The 24839-nt window shown below is 44.6% G+C and carries 31 protein-coding genes; 21 read left to right on the forward strand and 10 right to left on the reverse strand.

Features of this window, described 5'->3' with window-relative positions; genetic code table 11:
* Nucleotide 1: 1 nt before the first annotated feature.
* From EIZ58_RS04840 to EIZ58_RS04875, 8 genes are all read left to right on the forward strand, one after another.
* Nucleotides 2-829: a carbohydrate ABC transporter permease gene (locus EIZ58_RS04840; protein ID WP_134699355.1), complete on the forward strand. Its 828-nt coding sequence runs from the start codon at nucleotides 2-4 to the stop codon at nucleotides 827-829.
* A gap of 129 nt (nucleotides 830-958) precedes the next feature.
* Nucleotides 959-1795: a TIM barrel protein gene (locus tag EIZ58_RS04845; protein ID WP_167577491.1), complete on the forward strand. Its 837-nt coding sequence runs from the start codon at nucleotides 959-961 to the stop codon at nucleotides 1793-1795.
* 18 nt (nucleotides 1796-1813) lie between these two features.
* A complete protein-coding gene (locus EIZ58_RS04850) occupies nucleotides 1814-2476 on the forward strand; it encodes an HAD family hydrolase (RefSeq protein ID WP_134699357.1) in 663 nt (220 codons plus the stop codon).
* Nucleotides 2477-2490: 14 nt separating this feature from the next.
* Nucleotides 2491-3504, forward strand: a complete 1014-nt coding sequence (locus tag EIZ58_RS04855) for an SIS domain-containing protein (RefSeq protein WP_134699358.1) — start codon at nucleotides 2491-2493, stop codon at nucleotides 3502-3504.
* Nucleotides 3505-3524: 20 nt separating this feature from the next.
* Entirely contained in the window at nucleotides 3525-4379 is an 855-nt protein-coding gene (locus tag EIZ58_RS04860) for a PfkB family carbohydrate kinase (RefSeq protein ID WP_134699359.1), read from the forward strand.
* Nucleotides 4380-4607: 228 nt separating this feature from the next.
* Nucleotides 4608-4790, forward strand: coding sequence for a hypothetical protein (locus EIZ58_RS04865; RefSeq protein ID WP_134699360.1), 183 nt, complete (start codon nucleotides 4608-4610; stop codon nucleotides 4788-4790).
* 359 nt (nucleotides 4791-5149) lie between these two features.
* Nucleotides 5150-6028: a DUF1002 domain-containing protein gene (locus EIZ58_RS04870; RefSeq protein ID WP_134699361.1), complete on the forward strand. Its 879-nt coding sequence runs from the start codon at nucleotides 5150-5152 to the stop codon at nucleotides 6026-6028.
* Between the two features lie 175 nt (nucleotides 6029-6203).
* Nucleotides 6204-6461, forward strand: a complete 258-nt coding sequence (locus tag EIZ58_RS04875; protein WP_167577492.1) for a MerR family transcriptional regulator — start codon at nucleotides 6204-6206, stop codon at nucleotides 6459-6461.
* A 48-nt stretch (nucleotides 6462-6509) separates the two neighbouring features.
* Here EIZ58_RS04875 and EIZ58_RS04880 read toward each other — a convergent pair whose 3' ends face one another.
* The gene (locus EIZ58_RS04880; protein WP_134699363.1) at nucleotides 6510-6956 is read right to left on the reverse strand and encodes a hypothetical protein; all 447 of its coding nucleotides are present in this window, start codon (nucleotides 6954-6956) and stop codon (nucleotides 6510-6512) included.
* A gap of 189 nt (nucleotides 6957-7145) precedes the next feature.
* On the opposite strand from EIZ58_RS04880, the gene EIZ58_RS04885 reads away from it, so the two are divergent.
* From EIZ58_RS04885 to EIZ58_RS04895, 3 genes are read left to right on the forward strand one after another with little or no spacing between them, the layout of a single operon-like run.
* On the forward strand, nucleotides 7146-7391 hold the full coding sequence (locus EIZ58_RS04885; protein ID WP_134699364.1) for a hypothetical protein: 246 nt from the start codon (nucleotides 7146-7148) through the stop codon (nucleotides 7389-7391).
* Nucleotides 7392-7405: 14 nt separating this feature from the next.
* On the forward strand, nucleotides 7406-7651 hold the full coding sequence (locus EIZ58_RS04890; RefSeq protein WP_134699365.1) for a hypothetical protein: 246 nt from the start codon (nucleotides 7406-7408) through the stop codon (nucleotides 7649-7651).
* 12 nt (nucleotides 7652-7663) lie between these two features.
* On the forward strand, nucleotides 7664-8158 hold the full coding sequence (locus EIZ58_RS04895) for a hypothetical protein (RefSeq protein WP_167577493.1): 495 nt from the start codon (nucleotides 7664-7666) through the stop codon (nucleotides 8156-8158).
* Between the two features lie 5 nt (nucleotides 8159-8163).
* Here EIZ58_RS04895 and EIZ58_RS04900 read toward each other — a convergent pair whose 3' ends face one another.
* The 4 genes from EIZ58_RS04900 to EIZ58_RS04915 form a co-directional block, all read right to left on the reverse strand.
* Nucleotides 8164-8493 carry a hypothetical protein gene (locus EIZ58_RS04900; RefSeq protein ID WP_134699367.1) on the reverse strand — a complete coding sequence of 110 codons (330 nt, stop codon included), beginning with the start codon at nucleotides 8491-8493 and terminating at the stop codon, nucleotides 8164-8166.
* 13 nt (nucleotides 8494-8506) lie between these two features.
* Nucleotides 8507-8731, reverse strand: a complete 225-nt coding sequence (locus tag EIZ58_RS04905) for a hypothetical protein (RefSeq protein ID WP_134699368.1) — start codon at nucleotides 8729-8731, stop codon at nucleotides 8507-8509.
* A 193-nt stretch (nucleotides 8732-8924) separates the two neighbouring features.
* A complete protein-coding gene (locus EIZ58_RS04910; protein ID WP_134699369.1) occupies nucleotides 8925-9125 on the reverse strand; it encodes a hypothetical protein in 201 nt (66 codons plus the stop codon).
* Nucleotides 9126-9392: 267 nt separating this feature from the next.
* Nucleotides 9393-10379, reverse strand: a complete 987-nt coding sequence (locus EIZ58_RS04915) for an extracellular catalytic domain type 1 short-chain-length polyhydroxyalkanoate depolymerase (RefSeq protein ID WP_205672108.1) — start codon at nucleotides 10377-10379, stop codon at nucleotides 9393-9395.
* Nucleotides 10380-10788: 409 nt separating this feature from the next.
* Between EIZ58_RS04915 and EIZ58_RS04920 the strand changes: the two genes are divergently transcribed.
* Nucleotides 10789-12564 (forward strand): SLC13 family permease, encoded by a 1776-nt coding sequence (locus EIZ58_RS04920; RefSeq protein ID WP_134699370.1) that lies wholly within the window; start codon nucleotides 10789-10791, stop codon nucleotides 12562-12564.
* 49 nt (nucleotides 12565-12613) lie between these two features.
* Here the strand turns inward: EIZ58_RS04920 and EIZ58_RS34775 are convergent, their stop codons facing one another.
* The gene (locus tag EIZ58_RS34775; protein ID WP_255438203.1) at nucleotides 12614-12748 is read right to left on the reverse strand and encodes a hypothetical protein; all 135 of its coding nucleotides are present in this window, start codon (nucleotides 12746-12748) and stop codon (nucleotides 12614-12616) included.
* A gap of 46 nt (nucleotides 12749-12794) precedes the next feature.
* Nucleotides 12795-13058, reverse strand: coding sequence for a hypothetical protein (locus EIZ58_RS04925; protein ID WP_134699371.1), 264 nt, complete (start codon nucleotides 13056-13058; stop codon nucleotides 12795-12797).
* A gap of 157 nt (nucleotides 13059-13215) precedes the next feature.
* Here EIZ58_RS04925 and EIZ58_RS04930 point away from each other — a divergent pair, with 157 nt between their 5' ends.
* The gene (locus EIZ58_RS04930; protein WP_134699372.1) at nucleotides 13216-13476 is read left to right on the forward strand and encodes a hypothetical protein; all 261 of its coding nucleotides are present in this window, start codon (nucleotides 13216-13218) and stop codon (nucleotides 13474-13476) included.
* 83 nt (nucleotides 13477-13559) lie between these two features.
* Here EIZ58_RS04930 and EIZ58_RS04935 read toward each other — a convergent pair whose 3' ends face one another.
* Nucleotides 13560-15227 (reverse strand): AAA family ATPase, encoded by a 1668-nt coding sequence (locus EIZ58_RS04935; protein WP_134699373.1) that lies wholly within the window; start codon nucleotides 15225-15227, stop codon nucleotides 13560-13562.
* A 172-nt stretch (nucleotides 15228-15399) separates the two neighbouring features.
* Between EIZ58_RS04935 and EIZ58_RS04940 the strand changes: the two genes are divergently transcribed.
* The 6 genes from EIZ58_RS04940 to EIZ58_RS04965 all read left to right on the forward strand — a co-directional run bounded on the left by EIZ58_RS04940 (nucleotide 15400) and on the right by EIZ58_RS04965 (nucleotide 20349).
* Nucleotides 15400-15930, forward strand: coding sequence for a DUF3231 family protein (locus EIZ58_RS04940; RefSeq protein ID WP_134699374.1), 531 nt, complete (start codon nucleotides 15400-15402; stop codon nucleotides 15928-15930).
* Nucleotides 15931-16086: 156 nt separating this feature from the next.
* The gene (locus EIZ58_RS04945) at nucleotides 16087-16668 is read left to right on the forward strand and encodes a hypothetical protein (RefSeq protein WP_134699375.1); all 582 of its coding nucleotides are present in this window, start codon (nucleotides 16087-16089) and stop codon (nucleotides 16666-16668) included.
* Nucleotides 16668-18347 (forward strand): GMC family oxidoreductase N-terminal domain-containing protein, encoded by a 1680-nt coding sequence (locus tag EIZ58_RS04950; protein WP_134699376.1) that lies wholly within the window; start codon nucleotides 16668-16670, stop codon nucleotides 18345-18347. The genes EIZ58_RS04945 and EIZ58_RS04950 overlap by 1 nt, the downstream gene beginning before the upstream one ends.
* Before the next feature lie 107 nt (nucleotides 18348-18454).
* The gene (locus EIZ58_RS04955; protein WP_134699377.1) at nucleotides 18455-19069 is read left to right on the forward strand and encodes a PH domain-containing protein; all 615 of its coding nucleotides are present in this window, start codon (nucleotides 18455-18457) and stop codon (nucleotides 19067-19069) included.
* A gap of 125 nt (nucleotides 19070-19194) precedes the next feature.
* Entirely contained in the window at nucleotides 19195-20121 is a 927-nt protein-coding gene (locus EIZ58_RS04960; RefSeq protein ID WP_134699378.1) for a ketopantoate reductase family protein, read from the forward strand.
* A gap of 33 nt (nucleotides 20122-20154) precedes the next feature.
* The gene (locus EIZ58_RS04965) at nucleotides 20155-20349 is read left to right on the forward strand and encodes a CDGSH iron-sulfur domain-containing protein (protein ID WP_134699379.1); all 195 of its coding nucleotides are present in this window, start codon (nucleotides 20155-20157) and stop codon (nucleotides 20347-20349) included.
* A 361-nt stretch (nucleotides 20350-20710) separates the two neighbouring features.
* On the opposite strand, the gene clpP is transcribed toward EIZ58_RS04965, so the two are convergent.
* On the reverse strand, nucleotides 20711-21289 hold the full coding sequence (gene clpP / locus EIZ58_RS04970; protein WP_305033873.1) for an ATP-dependent Clp endopeptidase proteolytic subunit ClpP: 579 nt from the start codon (nucleotides 21287-21289) through the stop codon (nucleotides 20711-20713).
* Between the two features lie 69 nt (nucleotides 21290-21358).
* Nucleotides 21359-22117: an RNA polymerase sigma factor gene (locus EIZ58_RS04975; RefSeq protein ID WP_167577494.1), complete on the reverse strand. Its 759-nt coding sequence runs from the start codon at nucleotides 22115-22117 to the stop codon at nucleotides 21359-21361.
* A gap of 213 nt (nucleotides 22118-22330) precedes the next feature.
* Between EIZ58_RS04975 and EIZ58_RS04980 the strand changes: the two genes are divergently transcribed.
* Complete coding sequence (locus EIZ58_RS04980) at nucleotides 22331-23674, forward strand: flavin monoamine oxidase family protein (protein ID WP_134699382.1); 1344 nt, start codon at nucleotides 22331-22333, stop codon at nucleotides 23672-23674.
* A gap of 127 nt (nucleotides 23675-23801) precedes the next feature.
* Nucleotides 23802-24785, forward strand: a complete 984-nt coding sequence (locus EIZ58_RS04985) for an aldo/keto reductase (RefSeq protein WP_134699383.1) — start codon at nucleotides 23802-23804, stop codon at nucleotides 24783-24785.
* Nucleotides 24786-24839 lie beyond the last annotated feature (54 nt).

Below are 24839 nucleotides of genomic sequence, written 5' to 3' on the forward strand. Positions count from 1 at the left end.
CATGACGTTGAGAAATCGATTGTTTCAATCCGTGGTATTGATTTGGTTTTTGTTATACTCTATCGCCGTTGTTTATCCTTTGATTTGGCTGATCATGAATGGCTTAAAATCGAATCGGGAGTTTTTCCTCGATACCTGGTCTTTACCTAAAGAATTGTTGTGGAGCAATTATGTCCTTGCTTGGAATGCGGGGGTAGGAAGGTTTTTTTTCAACAGCGTGTTCGTTACTGTTGTTTCGGTATTGCTTGTTTTGGTGCTCGGTTCCATGGCTGCATACGGCCTGAGTCGTTTTCGCTTTAAGGGTGCTAATGTTCTCCTGATTATAATTCTTAGTGGCCTGATGTTGGCTCCGCAAGTGAGTTTGATTTCCTTGTATAAAATGCTGCAGACCATTGGGCTTTACAATACGTATTGGGCATTAATTATTCCTTACGTAGCCTTTCAGTTGCCTTTTGCTATCTTCCTCATGAGATCTTATTTTCTCTCAATCCCTAGAGAACTAGAGGAATCCGCGGTCATGGATGGCTGTAATACCTTCAAGGTTTACTGGCATATTATTCTTCCGATTGGCAAGCCCATCTTGGCTTCCGCCGCGCTGCTAACCGGGATGAACGTATGGAATGAGTTTATGTTTGCTTTGGTATTCGTCGAGGACACGGCCTTACGGACCATTCCCGTAGGATTAATGAATCTAAGAGCACAGCTCAATACCAATTTTGGCGTCCAGCTGGCGGGCTTAGCGATTTCAGCTTTTCCTATGATTATGGCATTTATGTTGTTCCAGAAACAATTTGTGCGAGGATTATCTGCTGGGAGTGTAAAGGGGTAGGCGGTGAGCCTTCCTCATCTTGAATAATTGGTATATACCAAATGATGCAGGGGATGAGCGCATGGCCATAAGAGGAAGTCCGTCATCTTAAGTCGTGGCATGATAGTTTCTGTGATGGGAGGAGTAAGAATGAACAGAATCTTAAGGTCTCAGCTTACAGGCATGAATTTTCATTATCTGCATTACCCTTTACCTTATTTTTTGGACGCCATGGCTCTTTACGGGTTTGAGAAGATCGAGCTGTGGGGGGCAGCGCCTCATCTTTATGTGGAAGATGCCTCGTTGTCGGAGATTCATCAGGTCAAGCAGGAAATCGTTCAGCGCGGATTAGAGGTCGTCTGTTTTACGCCGGAGCAATGCATGTATCCGATTAATCTCGCGGCAAAAGAAAAGGAGATACGGGATCGAAGTCTTCGCTATTTTAAAAAGTCGATGGACATCAGTGTCGAACTTGAGTGCCCCATGGTCTTGGTTACCGCAGGCTGGGGCTATCGAAATGAACCGATGCAGGAAGCGTGGGATCGGGCGAAGGAGTCCTTGCATAATCTCTGCGACTATGCTGAGCAGCGGGGGTTGACTCTGGCCCTCGAGCCGTTATCGAGGGTGGAGTCCAATTTGATCACCGACCTTCCTACCTTGACAACTATGTTGGATGCAATCTCTTCTCCTGCGTTAAAAGGAATGGTCGATACGGTTCCGATGGCCATGCTCGGAGAGGAACTAAGGAGTTATTTCGATAGGCTAGGCGACGACCTGATTCATATCCACTTTATAGACGGGAATCCTGGCGGTCATTTAGCCTGGGGGGATGGCTGTCTTCCCTTAGAGTCGCTGATGGAAACCTTATGCGAAGTGAATTACACAGGGGCCCTGTCGTTGGAATTTACATCAGCCCAGTATCTCGAGAATCCGAATCTAGCAGTGGAAAAGAGCTTGAAACGGCTGGAGCCCTATCTGAGAACTTAAGAAGGAGTCCCTATTAAGATGTCTGAGCTAAAAGCAGTGATATTCGATTTTGACGGATTAATTATCGATACCGAGACCGTTTGGTTTGAGTGTTATAAGGAGGTTCTAGCTCGGTATCAGGTGAACTTTACGATTGAAATGTTTGCTCCCTTTATCGGTACCGAAGGCAATGTTTTTCATGAATCCCTTGCCCAACAAGTTGGGGAACAAGTAAAGATCGATGTCGTAAGGAGGCTTGTGGGGGACCTTCACCGGGAGAAGATGAAACAAGTCAGCCCTCGTGGAGGCGTCCGAAATTATTTGGAAGAAGCGAAGGAAATGGGACTAAAGATCGGTCTGGCCTCAAGTTCCGACCGTGAGTGGGTTGAAGGATTCCTCCGAAGACTTGAACTCCTTCCTTATTTTAGCGTGATGAAAACCGAGGAGGACGTGCAACACGTCAAGCCAGATCCGGAGCTTTACCTTCAAGCGATTGAAGCTCTTGGCTTACGTGCAGACCAAGCGTTTGCGTTTGAGGACTCGGTCAATGGGTTGAAGGCGGCTAAGGCGGCCGGGTTAATTTGCGTAATTGTTCCGAATCCGTCAACCGAGGGGCTAGTTTTTGAAGATTATGATTTGAGAATTCGTTCCATGGCAGATCAGTCGCTAGCTGAATTACTTAAAAAACTTCAATATGAATAATGGAGGGGTTTACTTTGTTAAAATTTGATACTGAAATGTTCTATAAGCATGTGGGAGATGAAGCGTTAGCTCTTCGAGGACAAATTGAAGCGATCGTAGATGAGGTGACGGCAAAAGGTTATAAAAATATTTTCCTGATTGGATCAGGCGGTACAATTGCCATGATGTATCCTTTTGAATATATCCTCAAATCTCAATCAACAATCGAAGTTCATGCCGAAATTGCCGCGGAACTTCTAGTAATGAACCATAGGAAGCTCAGCAAGGATTCCGTATGCATCTTTGCTTCTGTGACTGGGACGACAAAGGAAACTGTAGCTGCCGCCCAATATTGTAAGGACCAGGGGGCAACGACGATCGGTCTCGTTGCTATGCCAAATACGCCATTGGCCAACACGGTAGATTATTGCATTTCAACAGGGAGAGAAAAATACGCGTTTGATGTTTTCTTCATCCATCTCTATATGCTGACCTTCCGATTCATGCACAACCATGGTGAGTTCCCGGAATATGAACAGTTTGCCAAAGAAGTCGTCCGCCTTCCGGAAGGGATGGTGGCAGCCATGGAATCCTTCGATCAAAAAGCCGAGGCCTTTGCCATCAAGCATAAGGATACCGCCTACCACATGCTGACTGGAGCGGGAATTCTCTGGGGGAATACGTATTCCTACGGCATGTGCATCCTCGAAGAGATGCAATGGATCCGCTCCAAGACGATCCATGCCGCAGAGTTTTTCCATGGTACGCTAGAATTATTAGAAAAGGATACGAGCTTGATCCTGTTCAAAGGGGAAGACGAAACGCGGCCACTCGTGGACCGAGTAGAACGCTTTGCAGAAAATATCACTGATGAATTGTTTATTATTGATACCAAAGATTTTTCTCTTGACGGAATCAGCGAACCCTTCCGAAAGTTTTTTGCAGTCAGTGTGAACTGGGCGGTTCTGGGTCGTATCAGTGTGTTCCTTGAGCGGGAGCGTAATCATCCCCTCGAGACACGTAGATATTACCGCAAGATGGAGTATTAGGAGAAAAGGGAGGAAGCGGCATGAAGGTCGTCGGGTTCGGAGATAATGTGGCTGACGTTTATATCCATACGAGAACAAGATATCCTGGCGGAAATTCCGTTAACTTTGCCGTCTATGCCAAGCAACTGGGGATACCTTCAGCCTATATGGGTGTTTTCGGTACAGATGAGATTGCGGACTTCATTCAAAGGGAACTAAGAGAGATCGGTATCGATCTCTCCCACTGCGAACGGCGGGAAGGAGAAAACGGGATCGCTAAAGTAAATCTCGTGGATGGCGATCGCGTATTTGTTGGAGGAAATGGCGGGGGAATCTCCGTTCAGTGTCCGCTTCGCCTCACCCAGGATGGGCTAAGGTATCTAAGCGAATTTGATCTTATTCACTCCGGTTGTTATGCAAATATGGAATCCGAACTTGCAAGACTAAGAGAACTTAACGGGTTGGTAGCTTTCGACTTTTCTGAAGAAGCGTCCCATCGTGAAGAGGCTTACTTGCAGCGAGTGTGTCCTTATATTGATTTTGCCTTGTTCTCGGGAAGCCAATTGCCGGATGAAGAAATCCAACAGCTCGTAGAGCGAGTTCGGGCGTATGGGGTGGTACACGTCCTAGTTACCAGAGGGGTAAAAGGTCCTTTGTTCTTCAGCAGTGGGAACGAGGTCTTTGAGGGGCGAGTCGAGTTGATTGATGCGGTGGATACCATGGGGGCAGGGGATTCTTTTCTAACAGCCTTTCTTATCCATCTCGTGCAAAACGGCTGGTCTAAGACCTCCGGCCCTTCATCTCAAGCCATTGAAGAAGGATTGAGAAAAGCCGCTACCTTCTCCGCCCAAACCTGCCTAATCGATGGTGCTTTTGGCCACGGGCAGAAGTATTAGGGTGCCTGTCACTCCCCGGTTTTTGTCGATGATGAGCTGAACCTGAGTGTTTTTCATTCAAAAGGCAAAAGGGAAGCGAATTGGTATCCTAGCCTGCCAGGGGAATGAATTTCATACTGGTGCGGAGGGACTCGCTTAAATTGCACATGCAATTTAAGTAACAAACCTAGTCCTCTATTAATCTAGCTACATATATTATTACTAGATTAATAGAAAGGAGGGAAGACCATGAATAAATTCTGGTCATACGTAGGTGGGTTAGCTGCAGGGCTAGTGATTTCCGCAACTACCTTCACAGGCACCTTCTTATCCGATTTCGGACCATTTTTTGACGTCGTTTCTCTACTTGTTGTGCTAGTTTTTGCTGGTGGACTTGTCTGGGAAGGCGTAAAGTCTATGTTTAGAGATTAAAAAATCTGAACTCCTGAGTAATCAGGAGTTCTTTTATCTGATTCAAGTAAATTCACTCAAGACATAAGCCATCTTTAGATGGCTGCTTTATAAAATTATTCCATTAAATACATATGTATTGAGGGGGGGGGGAAGGAAGATACATGAATTTCCCTTCACCAAAGAGGCGCAACAGGATAACTCTAAAGCCGCAAGAGAATGGTTGGTCTTTCCACTCCGATGGCTTATCCACTCTGGGATTACTAGGTTCTGCTAGTAATTGCAACTTGCAACTTGTCAGCCCCATCCCTTCATTTTTAAAGAGACCAGCCCCTTTCTTAGAATTTATGCTATATTAATCTTTGGAGGTGGAGAAAAAAATGAAGATGAAAAAGAGTCTACTAAGCATTCTACTCGTGGCTTTAATGATGTTCAGTTCGGTTGCTTCTGCTGACGTTGCCGTTGGGGACCGGGTGATTACGCTTGGAGCGGACCTGAACGCGAGTCAAAAAACTCAGATCTTGAACGGATTTGGGCAGAAGAGCGAGGACTTGATGGTAACGATTACTCACCAAGACGAGGTGAAGTACCTGACCGGGCTTGTTCCTCCATCGGTCATTGGAACGCGTGCTATTTCGTCGGTCCTCATCACCTTTGGAGATCAAGGGGACGGGTTAACCGTAGAAACGAATAATATTAATTGGGTAAGCCAGGATATGTATCGTAACAGTCTTCTTACAGCAGGGATTAAAGATGCTCATGTTGTAGTTACCGCTCCGTTCGCTGTGTCCGGAACCGCCGCACTTGTGGGGATCACCAAGGCTTTTGAAACGGCAACGGGCGAGAGTCTTCCTGAACAAAATAAAAAAGTGGCCAATGAAGAGATGGTCAAAACCGCCACCTTAGCAGATCAAATCGGGGACAAAGAAAAAGCAGCTCAGTTCATCTCGGCCCTAAAAGAAGAAATTCAAAAGAAAAACCCAGTGAGCGATGCCGATTATACTACGATCATTCAAACTGTCGCCGAACAAATGGGAATCACGCTAAACGATGAGCAGATGACATCTCTTATGGATCTTTTAAAAAAGATCAAAGAGCTCAACATTGACTGGCAGGGTGTAGCTAATCAAATCAGCGATATTGCGCAAAAAGCGAATGCCTGGTTTGAGAACAATCCCGAAAAAGTAGAAGCAGGAAAAAACTTTTTGGCATCCATTTGGAACGCGTTAATTCAACTTTTGTCCACATTCTTCTCTTAAAATGAGGGCCTATTCTCAACGATTTGCAGTTGAGGGTAGGCTTTTTTCACTTTTTATCCGTAACTTTAGGAAACGGTACCTCGTCAAATATGGAGGAGGGATATTATGAAGAACGAAAGCATCTTATTGCCACTTTCCCTTTGTTCTTGGGGGGTGTATAGTCTTTTCTACTTTGATGATAACCAAAGGAATGCAAACGAGCGCACCGGCAGTAACAACGAAAGCACTGATGTCTGCAGAAGAAGCAGCACACTATATGGGGATTCCGTTAGAGGATTTCCAGATGCTCATCGAGGCTCAAATCAAGCAAAAAGCGAATCTTCCGTCATATGATACCTATCGGTTCATACCCTATATCGACATCGGAAGCAACAGGCTTTTTAACCAAGAGGAGATCAATAAGTGGATTGAGTATAATATGATTAATAAGTAATTTTTAACTGAATGGGATTAGGCGCTCTCCGCCTAACCCTTGTCCCACCTAGTCTAATTTCCTAATCGGAAGAGAGACATACTCATGATCCTCATGTCTAACGAGTCTAATTTCTAATACGCCATCCTTCAATATCGCCTTGCCGCCCCTACGATGAACCATCCCCGGTAGTGTCACCTCAAAGGGCAACCCGCTAGGTAATCCAGAGACTACAATTTTATAGGAATTCTTATCGACTTGTAGGAGGTCCATGTTGGTTTCTTCCGATAATTTAATCTGAACAATGATAAAACCGTGGATTTCGATAATTTTGACCTCTGGCTCAAGTGGATTTTTCTCGTGTGGTTGAGGATTCGATGGATCTTTCCAATCGATAGCGTCCTCTCTCATACACTCCGAGATGATGTTTTGTACATATTGATCTACCCCTGAAGCCCATTTTTTTTCCCTAAGATGAGCTAGTTGCCTAAAAGCTTCTGTTTTTCTCCAATCCATTCTTCATCATCCTTACGCTAATCTTGCTTGCTTTATCCTATGATATGGACCTATACAATGTTCTACAAACTAAGGAGACTCACCCGGTAGGTAAGTCTCCTTAAACACCTTCTCTTTCACTTGTGCATAAAGTGAAGTGAAGTGTACGCATAGTTATTTGCCTAACTCGAATAAAAGGGTGGGGAATAGGTGGCTGTTATCGTTAATGTATTTGCAATTAATGTGGTTGTAGTGAATAATAACTCAGGCGTTTTTATAGGAGCCAATAACCAAGCTGGATGGGACTCTCATGCGAAATTTAACATGGGTACGGGAACTGTCTTCGGATCCAATGCAATCGGTCATAATCTAACCACATTAAATGACACGGATTTTATTGATGCCCCTATGGTCAACGCAGATTTTAAGCCGGGGTATCAGACGCAAGTCTTATAATAAGGGGGTATATCATGGCCATCGCGGTTAATTTTGGTGCGTTAAACGTGGGTTCGCTTAGCAACAATACGGGAATCTTTATCGGTTCAAACAACCAGGTCGGATGGGACTCCCAGACCAAATTTAGTCAAGCAAATGGACAGTTTAATGGGGCAAACGGTTCCGTAAATAATTTTAATATACTTCTTGATTCCGATATTATTGATGCTCCAGCTAATATTCAAAATGTGAAGCCCGGATTCCAGAATCAGCAGGTCTAGGATGTGTTAGATGTGACAAAGTCAAATGTCCAAGTCTCCTTTTCCCATTTTCAAATTAATAGTGTGCAAGATGGATCAGGGGTATTTACCGGGACGAATTATGCAGATGGGTGGAGTAGCTTTTCTAAGGTAAATAATGGTTTTGGATCAGTAAGTAAGTCTAAAACCTGGAATAATTATTGTTTTGTTTACGATAACGATCAAATAGATTGCCCGATTGATGATCGTGATGTTTTTATCACCACGGATAGGGCGAGTGAAGTTCAACACCAATTTGATCTTCAGTCCATCAATGTGAATGCACTAAACAGTAATTCTGCTATAGCTGTAGGGGAGAACAACCAGACGGGTTGGAGTGGCCATAGTAAAAGAAATCATGGGACCGGGAGTTTTACGGGTCAGAATGTAGCCACCCACATTCGCAATTGGTTGGAGGATAATGATTATATTGATGCTCCCATTCACGACCAGGATTATAAGCCGAGCATCATGAATCAAAAGCTATAGGAGTCTTAAGGACTTTCACCATCAGGCGCAGGAGTGATGTCCGCGTCTTTTTTCTCTTTTTCCATCATTTCCTGCATGATTTCACCCAACCATTCCGGGATATCGTCCTTCATCGAGCCGTTGAACATATCCAGGAAATCGCCGTCATCTAATAGTGTACGAGTATCCAACATTTCGTTATGGTCGCCGCTGATATTACCGAAACCCTGGTTATGCTTTTTCTCACTGCTAAATCCCGCATTCGTGTTATTCCCAAAGTTAATGCATGAAGAACCTTCTACGGAGCCGATGCGAATTTGACCAATATAAAATGTTGGAGAGAATGACGAAGTCATAGCATTCCTCCTTCTAACGACGTTCCGGATGTGCTTGATAGACATCCACAGTGTCCTTATCCGAAACGACACTGTGATTTTGTTCAACTGAATTATCCTGACCCTCTAAAGAGCCGAACCCGTCATTGCGCTTGGAATAGCTCCGCCAATTGATGTGCTTGTTCTGACCGGAAAAGACTCCTGAGGATCCGGATAAACGTTCAATCGACAACCCCTTGAAAAATATCTTTACCGACATTTGCCAGCACCTCCTATCGTATTCTTACCATATGCGTGGTTTGATTTTTTCATGAAAAAAGCGTGTTTAGAAGCTATGTAAACAGACGTCCCACATCCCAAGAAAGAACCTTATCGCGTTTCCCATAGTGGGGAGGTCTTTATGGAGAACTTATCATTTTGATTGGAAGGACAGCTGCAGAGCTGTCCTTCATTTATGAATTTTCCTCTTCATTCCCTTCCGGAGAAGGACATCCAAGCAAAAACTCATCTCCAATCGCGATTTCACCAGTGTTAATCTTTTGATTGGCTTGGAAGCCCTTAAGAATGGAAGGACCTAAATTAACAGAACCACCGTCAGTCACATTTTCTATTCTAAAGTTAAAGATGGTTGTGCGGGGACCGGAGTAGATCACGCTACTACCTCCTTCTTTTTACGTCTATTTCTTACGATATGTAGGGAAGAGGAGCCAAGTATGGTCCATTGTCCCTTGCGTGATTATACCTCTCAGCCTATTTTAGGGATGGGTGAAGACTAGTTGCCACTAAACCTGCCTAAGGTTTAACAAGAACGAACTCGCAGGTATACCCTCCATACTCCTGAAGATAGGCTAAAAACGCCGCTATCTGTTTGATTTCCTCTAGGAGCTACCGGAGTATTGCTTGTTAGTTAATACTGTCTATCACTCTGCCTTCAGCTTAAACTGTTTAAAAAATCGGACCATCTCAGCTGATGCTTTCGGACCTTTGGGATCGGTGTAGGAACCACTTGTGTTCCCGCCGGACCAACTATGAGGCAAGTCAGATACGATCCATTTTTCCATGATTAACTTTTTACGGGAATCAACATACTTGGATTGTGTATAAGAATAACCATCAGCAATTTGGCCCTGCGTAATTTCAAAAACATCATCACGAATACTTTGATTTCGCAACCCGTCGTCAGCATAGTCATTGGTTACACTCCATTGCGTAAGGACTTGATGACCATTCGTTATATTGACTGTCTTATCTGAATCTCCATGGAATACGATAACGGGTACAGGGCGATGATGTTCCTGCATCGCTTCAAAAGCTAATTTTCCCTGTCCGATTGGGTCTGGACCGCCCAGAAACATGGCACCAACTGCACTAGGAAGATCTGTCCCCGCTTGATATTCAAGTCCGGAATGAACCCCAATGGCCGCATAGAGATCTGGATAAGTGGCACCAAGGATAACGGACATCGCTCCGCCTGCGGACAGCCCTGCTACATAAACCTGCTTTGCATTAATCCTATATTTCTTAATCACATCGCTCGTCATGTCGGCAAGAATGGAAGGTTCTCCTTTTGCGCGCTGTTGATGTTCTGGTTCAAACCAATTCCAACACCTGCCCCCGTTGGCTTCCGTTGACTGCTCCGGATAAAGAACATAAAAGCCATGTTCCTCTGCGAATGCATTCATTTCTGTTCCTAACGAGAAATCTTGAGCATTCTGCGTACAACCATGGAGCATCACAAGTAAAGGGAGTTTCTTCTGGTTTGTTTGAGTCGGGATAAATAGTTCATAGGATCTTGTACCGGCTTCATTGGTAAAAGAATCCCGAAGCATCCCTTCTTCGGCACCGGAAAAGTGGAGTGGGAAAAACGTAAACAACATGGCAAAAGTTAGTACGAGACGCAGCATCATACAGGATTAAACCTCCTTTATTAGTGGATGTTTGTATTATGACATGCCCTAGTTACATTCAAGTTCACCTTCAACAAAAACAATTGTAAATTGCAAATAATAGTATTCTAAAAAAGAAATTGATGCACTTTTGGTAGGAGCAGTCTTTCTCAAGCATGGTTGGCGAATCACTCGGGATCTCGGAGCCATTTCAGGTTCAGGTTCAGGTTTAGGTTCTACCTTGGTATAAAAAGTTCAATGATTGTAAATTTGCTAAGGGGGTGGAAAGAGTTAAATGTAATTCATAGTTGACGCATTAGATATATAGGAATAAAATTGAAAGTATACTAAGTTGGTATGAATTAACGGGATAATTCCTCGACAAAATTCGGGGAGTGACAGGCACCTTAGAGTGAGAGGAGGGGGAACGATGAATTTTGAAATTGCGTTTGTGTTGCTGGTTGTTGCTGGTATGTTCATTGGTTTAATTAAAGAAGTGGCAAGTCCCGCCTTCATCGTCTTGTCTGCTCTGGCTGTCCTACTATTGGGTGGGATTCTATCCCCGGCTGATGCTTTAAGAGGATTTGCTAATGAAGGAATGTTAACCGTCGCCTTGCTGTTTATCGTAGCTGGCGCAGTGAAGCAGAGCGGGGTATTAAGTCAACTCCTGACAAAAGCAATGGGTTCCGGTAAGAACCCTAAAAAATCTCTTGCTCAAATGATGCTTCCGACGGCAGGCTTATCTGCTTTCTTAAATAATACACCGATGATTGTGATGTTCACGCCTGAGGTTCGTAAATGGTGTAAAGACCGAAACCTCCCACCGTCTAAATTTTTAATCCCGCTATCCTACGCTACCATTTTTGGAGGAACTTTGACCCTGATCGGAACATCCACTAACCTGGTCATCCACGGGTATATGCTAGAGCAAGGATTTACTGGATTCTCGATGTTCCAGCTGGCGATCGTTAGTCTTCCTGCCGGACTTATTGGAATTGTGTTTATGCTGACCATTGGTTACAAGCTTCTTCCTTCACGGAAGACATCGGAGGAAACCTTTGTAGAAAGCTCTCGGGAATACTTGTCGGAGGCTTATGTGGAAGTTGACTCCCCCCTTATCGGCAAGACCATCGAGGAAGCGGGGCTAAGAAATCTTCAATCGCTTTACCTTATTGAGATCATCCGGAACGGCGAAAGAATTGCCCCTGTTCCATCCTATAATAAGCTAAAAGAGAATGACCGGCTGATTTTTACAGGCATGCTTTCGACCATCGTGGAGCTACATAACATTCCAGGATTAAGAGTGGAGACAGGGATTAACTTAAAATTAGAGGATCTACAGAACGGAAGTGCCTCTTTGGCGGAAGCAGTCGTTTCCCATCAGTCCATCCTCGTTAATAAAACCGTCAAAGAAACTCAATTTCGCAAAATTTACGACGCAGGAATTGTCGCCGTACACCGTAATGACGAGCGGATTAACCACAAGGTGGGGGACATCCGTTTAAAAACGGGAGATACCTTGCTTCTCCTAGGTGATAAAGATTTTATAAATCGACTCTCCGGTTCGAAGGATTTTTACCTGATCTCGTCCATCGAAGAACCTGAATTCGGGGATTCCAAAAAATCTATCCTTGGCATCATCACCTTATTGGGGATGATCCTGTTAGCCACCTTTAATATTCTACCGATGTTTAAGGCAGCCGTCTTAGCCGTCATGATCTTGTTCCTTACAAAAACCGTAAACTTTGAAGGAGCGCGAAAATATATACAGTTTGATGTCTTGCTCGTGATTGCGGGTTCCATCGGAATTGGCTTAGCCTTAGAAAAAACAGGAGCAGCAGCACTTATCGCCGAGCATTTTGTTCGATTTACACAAAGCACCGGTGCGCTGGGGGCATTAACTGCAGTCTATTTCTTAACGACAATATTTACCGAAATTATCACCAACAACGCCGCAGCGGTGTTAATGGTACCGATTGCCTTGTCGATTGCTAATCAATTATCGGTAGACCCGATGGCTTTCTTCGTCGCCATTGCCATCGCCGCTTCAGCCAGCTTCGCCACACCGATCGGGTATCAAACCAACCTCATTGTATATGGACCTGGAGGCTATCGTTTTTCAGATTATCTAAAGATCGGGATACCGCTTAATGTGTTATACCTCATCGTTACCGTTGTCATTGTATACTTTGTATGGTTAGTGTAGAAAAAGCGCGGATTCTCTAATGGAATCACGCGCTTTTTATGTTATGCATCTATTTATAATGTTGTTGCGTAACCTCGTTCATAAATTCCATCACAGAAGAAAGCAACTCCACACACTGAAATCCTATCAAAGGAAGTCCTACTAAGAAAAGAATAGCCTCACCAATCCACTTCGCTAACATCATATTAGATCATCTCCTTATATAATATAGCAGATTCTAGAAGTTAGAACTAATACAATGCCTTGCTGCAAGGTTGTAATAAGAGACGGTGCAATAGGATATAGAGCTTAGATGATGGATCGATGATTGGTCGAATAAACCAAGCCCAGTTAATCTTGTTGCTCACGATTCTGACGCCAAGTAGGTAGAATCGCATGATTCTGCTGCTTAATTTAAACTCTACGACCACCACGAAGGCGACTATTCCTAAGATCAGAGATAGTGTGAAAAACAAATCCTTCACATCAAACTGTAAGATCAGATCCCATTCCATCCTAGTCTGTAGCCTCCTTTCTTAACGGTGGGATAATTATACGGTTTCCATAGTGGAAACGTCAATAGAAAAAATGAACCATTCCGAATACTCTAGCATAGAATAGTCTACCTAAAAATAGGGAGCTGATGAAAGGATAGGTGACTGGATGCTCTATATGATGTGGGCCGTTTTTGGCTCGATGTGTCTAGATTTAGTTATCGGCTTTGGACGATCCTTCTGGGCAGGGACATTCTCCCAGATCCCGACCATGATTTTAGGTTATCTTAAAGACATTCTCTATTTTGTAGCACCGCTTACCGTCATCATGACCATGATGACCATTGATCCTACAGGATGGGTCCTTTTAATCCTTTACTATCTTGGTAGTTTAGCAGTTATTTGGAATTATTTAGTTGCAATTAAAAATAAATTTTAATCCTCATCTCCCATATCGGGAGATTTTTTCTTTCCAAAGGAAAACCACTCCATCTGGAAGAGGGAGTGGGGAAACTTTGCGTGTTATGGGTTGGCCAGGGCCGAACCTAGGAAGTCAGGGGGCTCTGGTCGAGTATGACCATAAAGCTTTACATAGATTTGTTCAATTTCTTCACCCGTGAGATCGCCTCGCAGGAGTAGCTCTCCAGCAATCGCATGAACGAACTCTGAATGCTCCTTTACAAGCTTTTTCACTTGATTCATTTGGCCTTGCAACAATTCATTGATTTTGGGGCGTAGAGCCTTTAGTCCGTCTATTCGTGAACCTAATGCAAGCCAGCTAAACAGCTCATCTCCCATGCCGACAACGCCCAGGTAGGCACCAGCCAGCTCTGTCGCACGCTGCAGGTCGGAGGTCACACCGTTCAACTTCTTGCCAAGGAACTCCTCCTCAACCGCACGGGAGGCCAGACACACTTGGATTTCTGCCAAGATTTCGTTGTCCGATCGATTATACCGTTCACGAGTGGGTTTCGTTGCAGCAAGCCCTAAGGCTCCACCGCGGCGGATGATGGTGACCTTCCAAACCCTCTCATGTGGTTTAAGCAGATACTGCGCCACGGCATGCCCCGCTTCATGATAGGCAACATTGCGCTTTTCGTCTTCACTCATGGAGCGCAGCGGCTGTTTAAGCCCCCATTCGTACGTCTCCATGGCAACACGGAAATCCTCGTAGTCGGCAAGCTGAGCACCGCGCTGATGAGCAATGACAACGGACTCGTTTACAATGTGTTTGATTTGAGCGGGGCTGTATCCGATGGTGTCTAGCGCAGCGCGTTCAGGGGTTAAAGTAGCATCGTGCTTCACTTTTTTGAGGTAATAGTGGAAGACATCTAAGCGCCCGTCGTAGTCAGGGGTATCGACCCATAGCTTTCGGTCGAAGCGGCCGGGGCGTAGCAAGGCAGGATCAAGAACATCCGGGAGATTGGTGGCGGCAATGGTGAGGACGGCGGGGCGCTCTGCCTTCCTGCGTCGGAGTCCAAGTGAACGGAAGAGTTTAGCCAACTTGGAATTATCAATGTTTGGGGGATCCATCTGTAAAAGCAGCTCGTTGAGCAGACCTGCTCCGCCCATGCCGAGCATTCCACCGCCTCCGCCGCCTGATTGGCGCTTCATGCCGATCGCATCTACCTCGTCTATGAAAATGATGCAGGCGCCATACACACTGGCAAGTTTTCGCGCCTTCTTATAGAGACCCATCACCTTCAGATTGCCGACACCAAAAAACATGTTTTGAAAGCTGGGAGCGGAAGCATAGGCAAAGGGTACTTGAGCTTCGTTAGCGATAACTTGAGCCAAGTAGGATTTTCCTGTACCGGGTGGCCCACAGAGCAATAATCCCCGAATGGCTTCACCGCCCATTTCTTTAAATTCCTTCACCCCCTTGAGCAGCGTCACAATCCGCTTGGCATTCTCTACGATTTCCGGATTACCTCGATAATCATCCCAAGAGGAACCGGTCTCGCCTGGCAAAATCCAATACGTACGCCCTCGGGCCAAAAACCAGAAGAGCGCCACAAACTGAATAATCAAGAACATCGCTGCAAACAGAAGCTGGAAAGCAAAGCCGAGAACTCTAAAGGCGATGTTCCAGATGGCTGGACCTCCTGCCCTTAACAGCATAAAAATAATGAAGAAGACGGAGAACCGAACTAAAAATTTACGCCACTTGATCCACTGGTACCTATTCATGTGTCCTCACTACCCTTTTGTCAGAGTATTTGCAAAAATAGTGTATGTGGATTTTATCATTCGAATGACTAGTATATTAGGGGCTGCTTGTCTCCTTTCTCAAATCGTTTGGCGCTTTTGCATTTAATGTTGTTTGTTGGACACACTGAATCAAAAAGGAGGTTAGAATCGGATGCCTAATGCCTTTGAATTAATGAAAGACTTTTTTGAACCTTTTATGGATGGTGAAAAGAAGCCCCTGAACGTGGGTGAAGTCATGAATTTATGGTTTTATCTCAAGGGTTCTGAAGAAACGCTCCGGAGCGAGCAAGTAGCTTTTAACGTGGTAGAAGATAAGGAATTGCGGAAACACTTTGAGGATGCGATCAATAATGTACATAAACCTATTATAGAAGAAATCAAAGAGTTCCTGACCAAGGAATCCGTCCCGTTACCTGAGTCGACTCCCGATATTCCACTGGGGGATTTTAGATCTGTTCCTATAGGTGCAAAATTAAGTGACGAGGCCTTTTGCAACCTACTGGAGTATAATATCATCCTTGGAATCAATTACGCCGTTCGAGGACTTACGGAATCTGTTCGTGCAGATGTTGGCTTAATGTTTTCCAAATTTCAGATGAGAAAAGTAGCGTTCAGTATTTCATTAAAGGAGCTTTCGGTCAAACGAGGTTGGATAAAGATTCCCCCTTACTATAAAAGTTAAATCGCTCGCTGATTAAACCGATCAATACCTGGTCGGTTTTTTATTTTCGCCTCATCGTTCTGTTATGGAGGGGGGGTGCCAAGACATAAAACAGGAGAGTAATATATATCTATATAGAGATATTCTGTCTTAAATCCTACAAGGCGGTGGTGCAATATGGCGGATTCACATACAAGAGCCACGTTTCAAGCACTTGTCGATGCGATCCTGCCAGCAACGTCCAAAATTACGGTACCTGGCCGAAACGAACGGGTGACAGGGGCTAGTGATGTATGTCTTTATAAATTTGTTATCCAGGAATTAGACCATTCCCACAAAATGGATATCCCCTTCTCTGAAGCTACCGCACAATTGCTTGATGTCGCTGCAGCAGAGCTTCTCGTAAAAGGCTTAGCTAAACTTCCATTTCAAGGCACGCCATTTCCTGGAGGTGGGCCGTTTTCTGCCCTTCTACGGCATGACCGGTTAAGAGCTATTGACCTATTGGACCAACTAAATATCGAGCTTCATACCCTTCCCATTCCTTACAAGGACAATGCACCTCTTATCCTAACTATGATGAATTCGCTCAATCAAATCACTATGTTTGGTTACTACGCAGGGTGGCGCGACTATGGAATAGAGCCTTATTCGTTTCCGCAAAGCTGGATTCAAGTAGGATATCCCGGACCCGCGTTCGGGTACCGTGATTTTCGTGGATTTGTATTGAAATTTCCACACAAGGGGGAAAAAGCCTAATGGCAGACCCGGATGTGATTGTCATTGGAGCGGGTGGCGGTGGTGCTGTCATAGCTAAAGAACTAGGGGAGATGGGGTTAAAAGTACTAGTACTGGAAGCAGGCCCTTGGTATGGCAATAAACTATGGCCCCACCCAAACAAAGAGCCCGGTGCTAAAAGGAGTTCCGATCCCGAGACATTGGATGTAAATCTTTATAGGAGATCATTCGATAAGCAAGAACTGCACATGAATGACTTGATTTCAGGAAGAGTTCGATGGGGACCGGCGGACCGTGACCGACCACCTTGGTCCAGAACTCTCTTACAAAGAGGATTTGTCTGGCAAAATTCCGGTGTGGGTGGAAGTACACTGCACTATCTTGCCAATTCCCCTCGTGCCTTTCCGCAGGCGATAGATTCGAAGTGGCCGATCTCATATCGTGAACTGATTCCCTACTACGAAAAAGTAGAGGAAACCTTGCCGGTTAACTTTGCACCAACTACTTCGAAAGAAGAACTATTCTACTATGGTGCTCATAAAGCAGGCTGGCGATTGATTCCAACACTTGATGTGACAAGCCCGGGCTATCGGCCGCAGCCCAATGCAATATTGCTTCCGAATAAAAACCTTAACAATCCCAGCTATTCGCTAGAGCAATTATCTTGGATGGAAGGCTGCACACTTGCCGGCCATTGCATTAACGGATGTCCCCATGGCCCTTCGATGGAAAAGATCGCCAAGCGATCAACCAACGTCAGCTATATTCCACTTGCATTGAAAACAGGAAATGTCAGCATTAGGCCAAATGCATTTGCCATCAAAATCTTAACGGATGACCATGCTGCTGAGGGATGTCGTGCCATTGGGGTACAGATACGAGATACGTGGACAGGGGAGACAGAGGAGTTCAGGGCGGCTGCGGTGGTGATGTCGGCTGGTGCCGTGGAAAGCCCGCGACTTTGGTTAAACTCGGGACTGCCGCAAAATCCATGGGTTGGGAGTGGGCTCGTCAGCCATTATTTCGATTGGATAACAGGTATATTTGATGGAAAGAATGTCAATCCCTTTACCGGTCATACGTCAGGAGCAAGGTTGGATTTGCCTGGATTGGGATCCATGCAGGTAACGGGGGTTAGCCCAGGCTTATTTGCTTCAATGACCTACGGCTTAAGTGATTCAGGCTATAACTTCCTGCATCCGCTGAAGCCTGGAATGCCCTGGGATCTCCGTGGCCGTATCGCCGGAGCTGAGCTGAAAGAGTTGATGTTCAACTATCGAAGATCGTTGAGCATTGCGATCTTTTCCGATGACCAGGTGGACCGACGAAACGGTATTAGAGTAGACCCTACAACTCGAGATGAGCACGGTCCAATCCCAATAGTCAACTATATTCCAACTACACGGTCCAAGAGAAATCGCAACCATTTAGTTAAACTGGCAACCGAGATTTTGAGACGAGCGGGAGCCGCAAAAATTATTCGATCGGATTGGCCTACGGCCCTCATGATACATATGGAAAGCACGATGCGAATGGGATATGTGGCAAATGCAAACGGCGAAGCCTATCAAGTGAAGCGCCTCTACATCGCTGACAATAGCTTGCATTTTAATAATTTGGGTGGAATGAATCCGACCCTCACGACGCAAGCTTTAGCAACACGAACATCTGAAAGGATGGTAAGAAAGTATTTTAGCTAGATATAACAAAATTACCATATGTTAAGGAGGGAACTATTCCCAACATCTAAAATTCGTGCTACGATTGACCAAATGTGTAAGGTTTCTACAAAAAAGGGGAGAGGCGTATGTTCAGAAAATTAGCTTCAGAAGCATTAGGGCTAAGTGATATTGGAAAAGTAATTGACCCTAAGGACTATGACAAGGTGGATTCGGATGACTATGTTATGCATGAGGACAAAGAGAAGATCTACTTCTTAATCAAGTCCAAGAAAGATGAGTATTGCTTCACCAATCTTGCTCTGATCCACCTTGATGGGGATAGCGCGGTAAGTTCTAAGCGTGTGTTGAAAAGATATGATTGGCATACCAATCAAGTTACGAATGTGTACTTGGAAACGGCAGGCACGATTGACTTGGATTGCGAAATCAAGTTTCAACTTGGGGGCACTTCGTTCTCAATTGACGTCGATAAAAATCAGATTGAAAAGCTAAAGGACTTGTACAAGACATTAATACGAATCTCTCAAATCGCCTCCTCCAATCACACGAAGCACGAAAATGCACACAAGAGTCTTAGTACGGCGGTGGATATTATTAAGGGTCTCACTCGCACGGAGGCAGATCTTTCTACTCAATTTTCAAAAATCAATGAAATTACGTTCAATTGGTTAGAGACAAAAAGAAACGAATATCAGGTTGCTGATTATGGCTACGTGTTTGAGAAGTATATTAATAACTAGTGTATCAGAGGGCTACTCAAGTAGAGTAGCTCTTCTTCAGTGTAAAGATCCTAAATCTAAAGGAAAAACACAAGGAAACGAGAATTTATGTAGGTAATAGATAAAACGAAGGAGTGAGGGACCCCGTGAGAAAAATTGAAACGGTTTCACTAGTTGGTCTTGGGGCAATCGGCGCAGCTTACGGCAGTAAACTGCATGATTTGTTGAAGGATTCGTTCCGCGTGGTTGCAGATGAAAAACGCATACAAAGAAATGAAAACGAAGGAATAAGGGTTAACGAACGGGTGTATCATTTTAATTATATGACGCCCGAAGCACCAACGGCTCCGGCTGACCTCGTGATTTTTGCCGTAAAAAATGCGGAGCTGCCTCAAGCAATGGAGGATATAAAGCGTCACGTTGGACCTGAGACCATCATTTTATCATTGCTAAACGGGATTTCAAGTGAAGAGGTAATCTATTCTGTTTACCAGAATGATCATATTCTTTTCAGTATGAGCGTCGAAATCGATGCGGTTAGAAAAAATAATGAAATCCAGTTCAGTACACTAGGAAGAATTGAATTTGGCGAAAGAAATAATCAGCTGTCACCCGACGTACAAGCTGTTCAAGATCTATTGGAGCGAGCTGGGATTCATTATAAAATCTCTGAAAACATCACCCATACGATGTGGTGGAAGTTTATGATCAACGTTGGAATTAACCAGACTTCTGCCGTATTAAAAGCACCCTATGGCGTCTTCCAATCCTTGCCGATGGCCTATGAGTGGGTAGAGTCTGCTATGCGCGAGGTGGTGGTTCTGTCGCAAAAGGCGGGAGTACATTTAACAGAGGATGACCTGAAAAAGTTTTGGCCCATTTTAAACAATCTTTCACCCCAAGGTAAAACCTCCATGCTGCAAGACGTGGAAGCAGGAAGAAAAACAGAGGTCGAATACTTTGCTGGCAAAGTGTGCGAGTTGGGGGAAAAATATGGGGTTCCTACTCCCATTAACAAAGAGTTATATCGAATGATTCGCATCATTGAAGGCATGGCAGGGTTGGGGAAGTGACATACTAACTTCTAAACTCAACGTTTAGGAGGAATGATGATGACTGAAATTAAGGTGAATGATAACGGATCTTTACGCATAACAGGAGAGTTCACTTTATTAGACGGGGAAGGAAACCCCATTGAAACAGGGAATTCCATTTCTTTATGCAGATGCGGATTGTCGGGAAAGAAACCTTTTTGTGATGGTACGCATAAAGGAAAATTCGAAAGCGTAATAAGAGCCTGATAGACAGCGAAAGACCCTAGCGTTAAGGGTCTTTTTTGAAGGGATTACCTATACATTATTAGGTATTTTGTGTATTCAAATAGTCAGTTGCCGGTAAACGTTCCTTATATGCCAGTAAAACCATCGAAGTTGCTGGTAAAATAGAAAACTCGCCGGTATTTCTACGAAAGCACCATGGAGAGAAGCGTATTCTAGCTAAATCTGTTAAGAATACCCCCAACCTCCAAGCTCAACCAGTTATTTTTTGGGATACTTGCCTGTATTTCCCGAAAATTGCCGGAACGAGAACGATACTTGCCAGTGAATCTGTTAAATTCGCCGATACTCGCTCCATTTCCGCCGGAAGCTAAACGAGCGGACGCTAGCCTTGAATCACGCTATCAATCAAACCATATTTTTTAGCTTCTAGAGCTGACATAAAAAAATCTCTTTCCGTATCTTGCCTTACTTTCTCAATAGGCTGGCATGTACGGTCAACAAGGATTTGGTTCACCATCGCTTTCATCCTTAAGACTCTTTCAGCTTGAATTTGGATGTCAGTTGCTTGCCCTTGTGCTCCTCCGGATGGTTGATGAATCATAATTTCAGAGTGGGGAAGAGCAAAGCGCTTCCCCTTTTCACCGGCAACTAAAAGCAGTGCTCCCATCGAGGCAGCCAATCCTATACATATCGTTGATACTGAAGGTTTAATAAATTGCATCGTATCATAAATGGCCATCCCAGCTGAAATAGAGCCTCCGGGAGAATTAATATACAAGTGGATATCTCTATCTGGATCGTCAGCAGCCAAGAAAAGCAATTGCGCTACAACAGCATTCGCTACTTGATCATCGATAGCACTACCGATAAATATGATTCGATCCTTAAGCAGCCGTGAATAGATGTCATAGGATCTCTCACCTCGATTTGTTTGCTCGATTACAACAGGAATCATATTCATATCCATCGTCCCCCTACTGATTAAGATGTTTTCATGGATATAAACGTATTTTCTTTCCTAATCGATACGCTAGGAGGCTTTAAAATAAGTGGGGACCAACATATCTATCCCTTCACCTTGAATACGAGAGAGAACAAATCCATTACCTTGGCTCGTGATGGCCAAGGCCGACATTCCTTGGGCAAAAGTGTGGCGGTCGACCCTGGATTGATGTAAGCTCATGGTAAATACGTTTGCCAAGGAAGCAATCTCTCTGGCATCTTGAGCTTGAAAGGCCTGCATGTAGGCCTGAGTAAGCGATTCGCTTGCGCCCTCTTCATCAGCGTCTTGATTAATGGAAGATAACTTTTTCCGTGCTCGATGCAAAGATGCTTTGACTGCGCCCTCCGTTGAGCGGAGAAGTTGAGCTGTCTCTACAGCTGAATAGCCCATTACATCCATGAGGAGAAAAATAGACCGCTGTGGCGGAGTTAAATTCTTCACAAGCCATTGAATGGCTGCTTCAATTTCGTACGTTTCTACCTCTTCCTCCTGTGCAATCCTTTCAATATCCATCATGTGGTGGATAGGACAATGCTTTTTACGACAGAAGTTCAACCAAGCATTATAGGCAATCTTCATTAAATAAGCTCGGTTTTGTAGAATAAGCGGATTTTTCATATACATTTTAAAGGCTTTAAATAACGTTTCTTGAACTAGATCTTCGCCGTCACTAGAATTTTTTGTCAAATAGTTACAGTAAGCTTTTAGCACCTCATAATGAGGTCTGATTGCGGATTCGAATTCGGTGAAACGGTGATCCGTTGCTTTGCTTGGTAAAAGGCTCAATGCACTTCCCTCCTTGTAGTAAGGGCTTCCATATAAATAAACGAAAATCTAGTCAAAAAAGAAACGCACTAACGAAAATATTTCTTACCCCTTAGATAATAAAGTATGATCCTGTCCAAAAAAAATTGTAATGGAGTAGGGTATCTATCAGTATAAATGGAATACTTACTAATAGGATCTTAAACGTTCGTTAACATACGAGCAAGGAGGACTATGGCCAAACAAGTAGACATCGTGATTGTTGGCGCTGGGATGGCAGGATTATCTGCGGCTTTAGAGTGCCAAAGAAATCAGTGTTCGTTTGTTGTACTGGAAGCGAGAGATCGTCCCGGAGGCAGAATCCAAACGATCAGAACAAAGGATGGACAAGTACTAGATTTAGGCGCTCAATGGGTAGGAGCCAATCAATCTAGGCTTCAAGCATTAATTGATACCTATGGGTTACATACCACACCGACGTACACGAGAGGAAAAACCATATATGAAATCAAGGGTAAGTTAAGAGAGGGCGGCAGGCTCCCGCCATTATCCCCCTTAGGTGCTCTGGATCTCTTCCTGCTCAAGAGAAAGATCAACCAACGAATTAAACGTTTGCCACAATATCCATGGATTCACTCCCCGCATGCCTATGAATTCGACCAACAAACAATTGATCAATTTATTGAAAACAATATGTTTAGTCAAGACGCAAAAGCCTTTTATAAGATGGTCATTGAGGATCGAATGTGCTGCTCCATGTCGGAAGTATCACTCTTAGATTTATTATTCCTGGTCCAATCCACGGGAACGGATAATTATTTAATGGAGGCGGAGACTGAGTGGATTGTTGAGGGGGCACAGTCGCTTGCGGAGAGAATGGCTCAATCGCTGGGGTCAGCTATTCTCTATAGCTCTCCTGTTTTACGAATATCGTATGGGGGAAGGGTTACATCGGTTTATACAGAAAATCAATGCTGGAAAACTCAAAAGGTGATACTGGCCGTTCCGCCCAACCTCACAACTCGAATTCAATTTCATCCACCTTTGCCCGCGTTGCGAGCGCAATTAAGCGAACGCTCAGGAATGCCATCCGTAATCAAAATGGCCGTTCTCTATCCCGGACCTTTTTGGAGAAGTAAAGGGTGGAATGGAAGGATGTATTCTAACCAAGAACCCATCATGTCCACGATGGATATCTCACCGCCAAATGAAAGCACTGGAATTCTAGCCGTTTTTATAACAGGGAAACAGGCTCGGGAGATGGGGAGGATGACAGTTGGCGAGAGGGAGCAAAAGGTCATTCAGAGTCTAACCAAATTCTTCGGCCCTCAAGCGAGTCAGCCCCAAGCCTTTTATGAAAAAATATGGTCAGAGGAGGAGTGGACGAAAGGAGGTTATGCTACCCATTATGCACCGGGTGTCCTGACGCAGTTTGGTCATGCTCTCTTCGAACCTGTTTCCAACCGTCTTCACTGGGCAGGGACGGAAGCTGCCATGGAATGGAGAACGTATATGGAAGGGGCGGTCCAATCGGGACAGCAGATAGCGACGGAGGTCATCCGCTCCCTACATTCGTAAAGCGGATATTAGCCAACTTTCTTTCGGTGTGGCTAGTATCTGCACCGCCAAGTTAGTTTAAACAATCGACAAACTAAGTCCTAAATGTTATGATAAAATCAAATCCGCAAGGGAGAGGAAGGATAAAATGAGGTACCGCAATCTAGGAAATACAGACCTTAAAGTGAGTGAAATCAGCTTTGGCACATGGGCCATAGGAGGTTCCTGGGGAAATGTGAGGGATGAGGAATCCTTAGCGGCCTTAGATTATGCGATCAAAGCTGGCGTGAATTTTTTTGATACGGCGGATGTGTATGGCAATGGCCACAGCGAGGAGCTGTTGGCTAAAGCAACAAAAGGACTGGAAGACCAGATCTACATCGCAACGAAATTTTGCCGAGCAGGAGACATTCATGACCCGCAAACCTACTCGGAAGCCTCTATCCGTGCGTACTGCGAAGCGAGCTTAAAGAGATTAGAGCGAGAGCGAATCGATCTCTACCAAATTCATTGTCCGCCTCTAGCCATTTTACAGCATACGGACGTGTTCGGTGTACTCGACAAGCTCCAGCAGGAAGGAAAAATTCGTTACTATGGAGTCAGCGTGGAATCGGTGGAAGAAGGGCTGTTTTGTTTAACCAACCCTAATGTAAAAGCGCTTCAGGTAATTTTTAATATTTTTAGGCAAAAGCCGCTTGATCAGCTGTTGCCTGCAGCCTATGAAAAGGGCGTCGGCATTCTGGCGCGTCTACCGCTCGCAAGTGGACTGTTAACCGGAAAGTTCAGCAACGATACGGTATTTGAAGATGACGATCATCGTCGCTTCAACGAAAATGGCGAATTTTTCAACGTAGGGGAAACCTTTGCCGGTTTAGGTTTTCAAAAAGGGGTAGAACTGAGCCGGGAGCTGCAATGGATTGCGGAAGGAAGAGAAAACATGACCCGCGCAGCACTTCGCTGGATTCTGGAACATGAGTCGGTTTCTTGTGTCATTCCGGGATTTAAAACAACCAAGCAAGTGGAAGATAATCTAAAGGCGCTAGAAGTCCCAGGCTTCTCCATGGAAGAGAAACAAGAGCTTAAGGATTACTATCAACAGCGTGTAGCCCCGTTCATTCGTGGCGCGTATTAAGAACCCAAAAAAAGGACTTCTTCACCGACGGATGTTGGAAGAAGTCCTTCTTTT

This window comes from Ammoniphilus sp. YIM 78166, from assembly GCF_004522215.1.
GTDB lineage: Bacteria > Bacillota > Bacilli > Aneurinibacillales > RAOX-1 > YIM-78166.

What these genes read in the sequence shown, in the direction of transcription:
- EIZ58_RS04840 (WP_134699355.1), top strand. Translation starts at nt 2, where the DNA reads ATGACGTTGAGAAATCGATTGTTTCAATCCGTGGTATTGATTTGGTTT.
- EIZ58_RS04845 (WP_167577491.1), top strand. Translation starts at nt 959, where the DNA reads ATGAACAGAATCTTAAGGTCTCAGCTTACAGGCATGAATTTTCATTAT.
- EIZ58_RS04850 (WP_134699357.1), top strand. Translation starts at nt 1,814, where the DNA reads ATGTCTGAGCTAAAAGCAGTGATATTCGATTTTGACGGATTAATTATC.
- EIZ58_RS04860 (WP_134699359.1), top strand. Translation starts at nt 3,525, where the DNA reads ATGAAGGTCGTCGGGTTCGGAGATAATGTGGCTGACGTTTATATCCAT.
- EIZ58_RS04865 (WP_134699360.1), top strand. Translation starts at nt 4,608, where the DNA reads ATGAATAAATTCTGGTCATACGTAGGTGGGTTAGCTGCAGGGCTAGTG.
- EIZ58_RS04870 (WP_134699361.1), top strand. Translation starts at nt 5,150, where the DNA reads ATGAAGATGAAAAAGAGTCTACTAAGCATTCTACTCGTGGCTTTAATG.
- EIZ58_RS04875 (WP_167577492.1), top strand. Translation starts at nt 6,204, where the DNA reads ATGATAACCAAAGGAATGCAAACGAGCGCACCGGCAGTAACAACGAAA.
- EIZ58_RS04880 (WP_134699363.1), bottom strand. Translation starts at nt 6,956, where the DNA reads ATGGATTGGAGAAAAACAGAAGCTTTTAGGCAACTAGCTCATCTTAGG.
- EIZ58_RS04890 (WP_134699365.1), top strand. Translation starts at nt 7,406, where the DNA reads ATGGCCATCGCGGTTAATTTTGGTGCGTTAAACGTGGGTTCGCTTAGC.
- EIZ58_RS04900 (WP_134699367.1), bottom strand. Translation starts at nt 8,493, where the DNA reads ATGACTTCGTCATTCTCTCCAACATTTTATATTGGTCAAATTCGCATC.
- EIZ58_RS04905 (WP_134699368.1), bottom strand. Translation starts at nt 8,731, where the DNA reads ATGTCGGTAAAGATATTTTTCAAGGGGTTGTCGATTGAACGTTTATCC.
- EIZ58_RS04915 (WP_205672108.1), bottom strand. Translation starts at nt 10,379, where the DNA reads ATGATGCTGCGTCTCGTACTAACTTTTGCCATGTTGTTTACGTTTTTC.
- EIZ58_RS04920 (WP_134699370.1), top strand. Translation starts at nt 10,789, where the DNA reads ATGAATTTTGAAATTGCGTTTGTGTTGCTGGTTGTTGCTGGTATGTTC.
- EIZ58_RS34775 (WP_255438203.1), bottom strand. Translation starts at nt 12,748, where the DNA reads ATGATGTTAGCGAAGTGGATTGGTGAGGCTATTCTTTTCTTAGTAGGA.
- EIZ58_RS04925 (WP_134699371.1), bottom strand. Translation starts at nt 13,058, where the DNA reads ATGGAATGGGATCTGATCTTACAGTTTGATGTGAAGGATTTGTTTTTC.
- EIZ58_RS04930 (WP_134699372.1), top strand. Translation starts at nt 13,216, where the DNA reads ATGATGTGGGCCGTTTTTGGCTCGATGTGTCTAGATTTAGTTATCGGC.
- EIZ58_RS04935 (WP_134699373.1), bottom strand. Translation starts at nt 15,227, where the DNA reads ATGAATAGGTACCAGTGGATCAAGTGGCGTAAATTTTTAGTTCGGTTC.
- EIZ58_RS04940 (WP_134699374.1), top strand. Translation starts at nt 15,400, where the DNA reads ATGCCTAATGCCTTTGAATTAATGAAAGACTTTTTTGAACCTTTTATG.
- EIZ58_RS04945 (WP_134699375.1), top strand. Translation starts at nt 16,087, where the DNA reads ATGGCGGATTCACATACAAGAGCCACGTTTCAAGCACTTGTCGATGCG.
- EIZ58_RS04950 (WP_134699376.1), top strand. Translation starts at nt 16,668, where the DNA reads ATGGCAGACCCGGATGTGATTGTCATTGGAGCGGGTGGCGGTGGTGCT.
- EIZ58_RS04955 (WP_134699377.1), top strand. Translation starts at nt 18,455, where the DNA reads ATGTTCAGAAAATTAGCTTCAGAAGCATTAGGGCTAAGTGATATTGGA.
- EIZ58_RS04965 (WP_134699379.1), top strand. Translation starts at nt 20,155, where the DNA reads ATGATGATGACTGAAATTAAGGTGAATGATAACGGATCTTTACGCATA.
- clpP (WP_305033873.1), bottom strand. Translation starts at nt 21,289, where the DNA reads ATGAATATGATTCCTGTTGTAATCGAGCAAACAAATCGAGGTGAGAGA.
- EIZ58_RS04980 (WP_134699382.1), top strand. Translation starts at nt 22,331, where the DNA reads ATGGCCAAACAAGTAGACATCGTGATTGTTGGCGCTGGGATGGCAGGA.
- EIZ58_RS04985 (WP_134699383.1), top strand. Translation starts at nt 23,802, where the DNA reads ATGAGGTACCGCAATCTAGGAAATACAGACCTTAAAGTGAGTGAAATC.